Annotated in this window: 7 protein-coding genes; all 7 read left to right on the top strand. The window is 39.0% G+C overall.

What is annotated here, in order from left to right; genetic code table 11:
- The coding region (locus WC473_06065; protein MFA5125351.1) for a hypothetical protein at window positions 1–296 on the top strand (296 nt) is incomplete at its 5' end.
- Window positions 289–813, top strand: a complete 525-nt coding sequence (locus WC473_06060) for a hypothetical protein (protein MFA5125350.1) — start codon at window positions 289–291, stop codon at window positions 811–813. The genes WC473_06065 and WC473_06060, both read left to right, overlap by 8 nt.
- Window positions 814–825: 12 nt before the next feature.
- The gene (locus WC473_06055) at window positions 826–1,329 is read left to right on the top strand and encodes a hypothetical protein (protein MFA5125349.1); all 504 of its coding nucleotides are present in this window, start codon (window positions 826–828) and stop codon (window positions 1,327–1,329) included.
- Between the two features lie 13 nt (window positions 1,330–1,342).
- Window positions 1,343–1,621 carry a hypothetical protein gene (locus tag WC473_06050; protein ID MFA5125348.1) on the top strand — a complete coding sequence of 93 codons (279 nt, stop codon included), beginning with the start codon at window positions 1,343–1,345 and terminating at the stop codon, window positions 1,619–1,621.
- Between the two features lie 273 nt (window positions 1,622–1,894).
- Complete coding sequence (locus tag WC473_06045) at window positions 1,895–5,242, top strand: hypothetical protein (GenBank protein MFA5125347.1); 3,348 nt, start codon at window positions 1,895–1,897, stop codon at window positions 5,240–5,242.
- Window positions 5,242–6,660: a hypothetical protein gene (locus WC473_06040; protein MFA5125346.1), complete on the top strand. Its 1,419-nt coding sequence runs from the start codon at window positions 5,242–5,244 to the stop codon at window positions 6,658–6,660. The genes WC473_06045 and WC473_06040 overlap by 1 nt, the downstream gene beginning before the upstream one ends.
- The gene (locus tag WC473_06035) at window positions 6,660–7,073 is read left to right on the top strand and encodes a hypothetical protein (GenBank protein ID MFA5125345.1); all 414 of its coding nucleotides are present in this window, start codon (window positions 6,660–6,662) and stop codon (window positions 7,071–7,073) included. Before WC473_06040 ends, WC473_06035 begins: the two co-directional genes overlap by 1 nt.
- Window positions 7,074–7,149 lie beyond the last annotated feature (76 nt).

Genomic DNA, 7,149 nt, shown 5'->3' with positions numbered 1-7,149 from the left:
CTAAAGGGAAAAGACAAAATTTTCGACCCGCCCGCGGTGGCTGGTGGCTGTCCTATAACGAACGGACCATAGAAATACAGGGCGAAGACGGACCGGAGACTTGGTATGAATATGATCAGGTCTGGATTCGGGAAATGACTATCGAAGCGATTGTGGAAGCGATTATCAGAACTAAATATTCGATTAATGATGAATTTAAAATGTCTCGGATTTCCAAAAGTTCGACGGAATGGAAAGATTATAATGCCTTCGCCGATGCGGCAGTGGCAAAGGCACACGAGGTATTGAATGTCTGAATGGCTTCACGCCCGTAAGATTGAGATTGCCAATACTGGTGTCTTCTTTCAAGGCACTGAATACAATCTGGCGAAAGAAGGTCTCAATCTAAAAGTCGAGCCGCATATTCTTGAAATAATAGAAAGCCAATCTAATGAACCTTACCAGAAGATTGACGTTGGCGCCACAATCGAAATTAAGGCGGTAATCGAAGGCGTGATCTTGCGTCCAGCCGACCGGAATAGCGTTTTGGATATTATTGATAATCAGGACGTCAGTTTTTGTGTTCTTCTATCGGACAATACCGAAAAGTATTTCTTTTTGTCAAATTGTCAGGTTCAGAAAAACTGGGATTTGGCTTTCAAGGGTGGCGAAATAGGCTATGTTCCGATAACGATTAAATCCACCGATGCCAGCATATTACAGATACTTATCGAAGAGACGCTCTGGGGCGAAGATGATGGTTTAGTCCCGGATCATTTTGAGTTATTAACCGAAAATAATGAAATATTAACAGGCTATATATTAGCAATTTAAAGGAGATAAATTATGGCTGAAAGAATTAACGGATATGATTTTAAGATGAAGGCTTCTTCGTCTGAAGCGAATATGGCGGCAGTTATTACAGCCCTTTCATCGGCTGATGCTAATACAGTTCAAAAAGAGGGGGTCAGTGTTAAAATTGATCCTCATATTTTGGATGTGATCACCAGCGAATCGGAAGAGCCCAAAGAAAAAATTGATATTGGCGCCAAAATTGAAATCAAGGCCGTATTGGTCGGTGGCACGCTTGACCAACTCAAATCATTACTCAATAATGAGGCGGCAGAAACCGCTGCAATTGTCGAATCTACCCGCTGTTATCCATTGCCGACCTGGCACTGCCAGTTCAAAGTCCGTAAAACTGACGGAGCTACGGTCGAGACTTGGACTATTTCCTGGTTGTTTATGGTTGGTAGTCTCGATGCGGCATTTAAGGGCGGCGAAATCTGGTATCTGCCGATTTCATTGGTTTCCAGCTCCCAAAGTCAATTACAGATCACTTCGGCATAATTGAGGAGATAAAATGCCTGAAGAAAAAGCCCAATTGAAATTAAAGATTGTGACTCCGAAAGCCCTGCGCTGTTATAAAAAACTCGGTTTCTTGGACATCAAAAAAGACCCTGACGAACTTGGTTTGCAGATGATGGATGTCTATATGGAACCGAAAAAATTAGCCGAACTATTGGAAGTTACCTTCGTCAAGGATTTCCGAGACGAAGATATTGACAATATTGATCTGGCGATGGTGGCGGAAGGAGTGCAGTCTTTTTTGGAACAATTGTCCTCGCGCTTGAGGATATAGTCCGAATTGAAAAAGACTTTGACATCGAAGACCGAACAGGAATTGATGACCAATACGTTTATGACCGAATTATTTCCAATCTGATCCAATTAGGCTATGGCAACTTTCAAGACTGCGCCGAGGCTCCTATACTTGACGCAGTCACTTTTTTATATTTGAATATGAATGGAACGAAAGAAGATAAAATTCGGAAGTTTTTAGATGGCTGAACTGAATATATCGCTGAAACTCGATCTAAGTCCCTTTGCGGAAGGGCTAAAATCAGCCCTAAAAATGGGTTCATCATTTCGCCAGCAATTCACCGAAATTGCCAGCGGAGTGCGGGTGGATATTGATGAGTCGGCATTCAAAAAAGAGATCGAAAATCTGGGCAAGATATATGACCAATTTGATAAGCAGGTTGAATCCGACCCGACTAAAATCAAAGCCGATAGTAAGCAGGCGATTAATGAAGCCGGAAATGCCGAAAAAGCCGTCAAGAAAGTTCCGGCTGAAAAGAAAACTATTTTCAGTGGTAATGCTCGTCCTCTGACTGATACAATAGCCAGCGTAGGAATCGCGCTGGGAACGGTTACTATGACTGTAAAGAAAGTCATCGGCGTGATAAGTGATTGGACAAAAGCAAGTAATATACAGGAGCAGGCTGATACCAGATTAATCAATACGCTCAAAAATAAGGGCATATATACCGATTCATATTATCTGAAATTGAAAGATATGGCTTCGGCCATCCAGAAAGTTACCACCGTCGGCGATGAACAATCGGAAATGCTGATGGGCTTAGCGGTTAATATGGGAGTTGCAACCGATAAAGTAATCGAAACCACAACCGGTGCTATCGGGCTGGCAACCAGTTTCAAGGAAGCAGGTCTTTCGCAGGAATTGGCATTAAAAGGCATTGCTTTGGCCTACGAAGGGAATTTCACACAGTTACAGCGTTATATTCCAGAACTGCGCTCAGCCAAAGATGAAACCGAAAAAATGGCTATTCTGCAAAGGAATATGGCTGATGGCTATAAATTAGCTCAACAGGCGGCGCAAGATGGGGCTGGCGCCATTGAGCAGTACAAAAATCTGGTTGGTGATCTAAAGGAAGGGCTTGGTAATCTGGTCAAAATAGCTTTAGTCCCAGCTGTAAAGTTTATGAGCAATTTTGCTGCTGGTTTAGCTAATGTACTTGATTTTGGGAAAAAGACCGTTAGCAATCTCGATCAACAAAAAAAATATGCCAGTGACCTCCAATATCAATTCGATGATTTGACTCAGACTCTTCTATATTTAGCCCAAAAAGAGAAACTCTCGAATGAAGAGCTGAAAATCAAAAATGATACCATCGCCAAATTACAAAGCGAGTTTCCTAATTATTTCAGTAACTTGAAAAAGGAAGCTGATAATTATGAGACCTTAAAAACTGCGGTTGCGAATGCCAGAATCCAACTAGAAAACTATACCAATCAGCTCATCCAGCAGGCTATCGTTCAGCAATATGCCGACCAAATTGCCGAACTGACCACCAAAATAGTCCAAAATAAAACGACGATCGCCGAATTGGAAATTGCTAACGATAAGCTAAAAAATTCATTTGCTACTGATACTCAAGAGATTATTGGTAATCGGATTGCCATTGAAAATCATAATACGATGATCAAAGCCGCCCAAAATGCCAATATTGAACTCGAGAAGAGATTAAATGGCGTTAAATCTTCTTTAATATTGGCCAAAGAAGAAGCTAAAAAATATACTTCCGCCTTAGCACCGAAGCCAGTAGTAGAATTTACAGAAGTGACGGAAGAGCAGATTGCCGCGATTGAAAAGGCTAAGAATGCTTGGGAGGAATTCACCAAGCAATACGAGCAATCGAAATTAACTCCTACTCAGAAAGTTACGATTGAATTTGAAGCCCAGAAGGCGAACATAGCGGCATTATTTGAGGCGGGAACTCCCGAATATAAAACAGCAGTTCAGAAACTTAATGAATGGTATGAGTCGGAAATGGCAGGCGCTCGCAATACCGAAAATGCCGCCGAGCAAGCCAAATATGATAAATTGCGCGAGATGAATCAGTTATTTCTCGATAATAAATTGATCAGTCAAGAAGAAGCCGCTACTAACGAGTATAATATATTGCAGGATGCCTATAATAATGCCGTGAAATTGTATGGCGCTGAATCCGAAGCCGCGCTGGCAGCTCGGAAAAAGGTCTTGGATTTTGAACGCTCTGCGACTGAAGAAGAAATTGAACTCAATCGGAAAAAGGTTGAACAGCGTGAAGAAGCTATTAATGCAAGTATGACGATATTAGAAAGTTATGCCAATTTTGAACAACAAAAAAGGCAAATTGAATATCAAGATAATATCAAATCCCTCCAAAATTACATTCAGAATGAGCAAGCCAAATTAGATAACCAACTAAAATATAAGGCAATAAGCGAGGACGCCTATCAGGCTAAGGTTACCGCTCTTGAAAAATATGAGGAATCGCAAACTGCTCATTACCGAGAAGAATCTGAAAAACGTTCTAAAATCGAAAAAGCCACGGCAATAGCTCAAGCCACCATAGCAACTTATGAGATGGCTACGAAAGCATATAAGGCGATGATAGGTCTTGGGCCTATTGGACCAGTGTTAGCTGCTGCTGCCGCCGCGGCCGCTATTGCATATGGTATGAAGCAGGTGATGCTGATAAAAAGCACCTATAAGACTGGTGGTATAATTAAAGGCCCGGAGCAGATCATTAATGTCAATGAAGAGGGCGAAGAGTTTGTCGTAAATGCGCCGGCTACCAGAGTCTTAGGGTCGAAGTTATTGACGAAGATTATGGCTTTTCCGGTTCAGACGAAGGAAATCCTGCAAAATGTTGCCTATAAAACTGGTGGTTATATTAAGGGCCCGGAGCAGAGAATTATTGTCAATGAAGAAGGCGAAGAATTTGTGATGAATGCACCAGCAACCAGGGTCTTAGGATCGAAGTTATTGACTAAGATTATGGCTTTTCCGGTTAGGACGAAGGAGGTCCTCCAGAATGTTGCCTATAAGACTGGTGGTATGATTAAAGGCAAAGAGCAAATTATTAATGTTAACGAAGAAGGTGAAGAATTTGTGATGAATGCACCGGCTACCAGGGTCTTAGGGTCGAAGTTATTGACGAAGATTATGGCTTTTCCGGTTAGGACGAAGGAAGTCCTTCAGAATGTTTCTTATAAGACTGGTGGTATCATTAAAGGCAAAGAACAGATCATTAATGTCAATGAAGAAGGCGAAGAATTTGTAATTAATGCACCGGCTACCAGAGTATTAGGATCGAAGCTATTGACCAAGATTATGGCTTTTCCGGTTCGCACTAAGGAAGTCCTTCAGAATGTTGCTTTCCCAGAAATGAATATCCCCGCGCCAGCCTATGCCTTTGCTAACGGCGGTTCGACGATTAATGTCCAGAAACGCGATAATTATGAGACCATCAATAACCGGTTGAACATTGATTTAAGCGCTATTAAAGATAGGTTAAAAGCCATCGAAGATGCGATTTTAGGGCTTGATCTGCGGGCTGAACTGGATAACGAGAAGCTGGCGATCAAGGTGGAAAAGGGTAATAAAATTCTTAAAATAAGAGAGATTAATTAATGCCTTACGCGGCCTATTTCCCTTCTAGTACAGGCTATTATGAGACGGCGTCTGGCCAATTAATGATAAAAATTTGGAATCCAGGGATACCTACCAATTTAAACATTAATGCTATAATAACTAACATTGAACCAATTAATATCCCATTAGAAATTGACCCGGGAGAGAATCAATTTCGTTATGCCAACACCAAAATAACATTCAAATATCACGAATCTATCGAATTATTATTAAATAACATAGAATCTATCAATGCCGAGAATAAAACATTTGTTGATATAAATCTTAATGGTTCACTTTATTGGCGAGGTCTCGTAGAATGGTCAAATATTCGCAAGTCTGACTATTATATAGAACCAGTTACTGGAAATTTAAAGTATAAGTATATCACTCTGGATGTAAATGATGCAATAATGTATCTCGCCAAAGCCAATAAAACTCTTTTGGATGCATCATATACAGATAATGTCTTACTTGTTCAATTATTAAAAAATATATTAAGTGAGGCATATATTTCATCCTCAGACGTCATTATTGATAGTGACAATATTATAAAAATTGATGAGGAATGTGGCACTAGTTATGGCATTGATGACTTATATATTAAGGGATTAAATGAAGATACTCTCTGTACAACATTCTTGAAACAATTTATGATCGAATTTGGATGTTTTATATATATTATTAAAGGTAAGGTCTATATTGTAGCTCGAAGTGGAGGCGCAACCTTAGCCATAGCTAATTCAGACATTTTGAGTTATGATAAAATTGAAAATGAAAATACGATTCAATATATAAATTTATATTTTAATTTAATACCTGCCGATGGCTGGCCTGCTTCTGGAGGCGATCCTATTCAGAAAACATTTGGGACGAAAAACAATTTAAATGCTAATTGTAATTACGAAATTGAATGCAATCTATTGAAAAAATGTTTTATCCCTGGCGATGGTTCAATTTATCCTGATCCACCTTATTATCCAACTGAAGTTGATGTAAATTATATTATTGATGATATTGCTACATTTTTAACCAATCTTGTTGAAACCGGTGATACATTAACTATTGATGATTTAGTATATTCATTTATTATGAAGGGAATTACTGAAACATATATACCTTTTTATTCTATTGACCTGTCAGAAATGGTTGGTGCTTATTATTATATTAGGCGTGGACACAATTCATCTCTTTTTCCACGATTTAAAGGCGAATTATTAGTTGAAAAGATTGCCAGTATATATAATGATTACTTTTTGAATAAGGCAGACCCCGGCGCTATCACGTTGCATGATATATCGAAATATGATAATTTATCCAAGCGATTGGTATTATTTGAGAAAAACTATCGTGCGAAGAACGCTAAAGTTGATATAGTAAACAATAAAATAGATATGGACTTAATAAAGGTAAGCTGATGTCTAAAATCACATATGGATTAAATCAATCGAATACAATTTACTTAGATAATGGTACAATTGGCTATTGGGGTGTTGCTAATAGTGTTATATATAGCTGGTTACCTATCGGTGGTGGTAATGAAAAGGCTATAGACGGGTCTCTAGTAGAGGATTGGTATAGTAGCCGTCTTGGGATCACTATTAATATTATAGTTATATCAGATAGTGTACGCCCAATAATTACTGCTGATTTTCTATTGAATGACTTTTTACCCTCTAAAAACAAGAAATATAAAGAGGCTGGCTGGAGCAATACGATAGATGTTGTATTAGATATGGATGAGGTCGTTTTTGAGAATCTAAAGAATATCAGATACCGCTCTAATATTACTCTAAAATTCCTCAAAAAGACCCCTGGTTTGACGGTTTAATTGCCGTTTTAAAATCTCAAATTATTTGTTAAAAAATCTCATATTAAATGTGATGTTATAACCCCAGGAAGTTTTT

This window comes from Patescibacteria group bacterium, from assembly GCA_041650895.1.
GTDB lineage: Bacteria > Patescibacteriota > Patescibacteriia > 2-01-FULL-39-33 > 2-01-FULL-39-33 > CAISTG01.
Note: the sequence above shows the minus strand (reverse complement) of the source record. Positions and strands in the feature narration are given on the sequence as shown.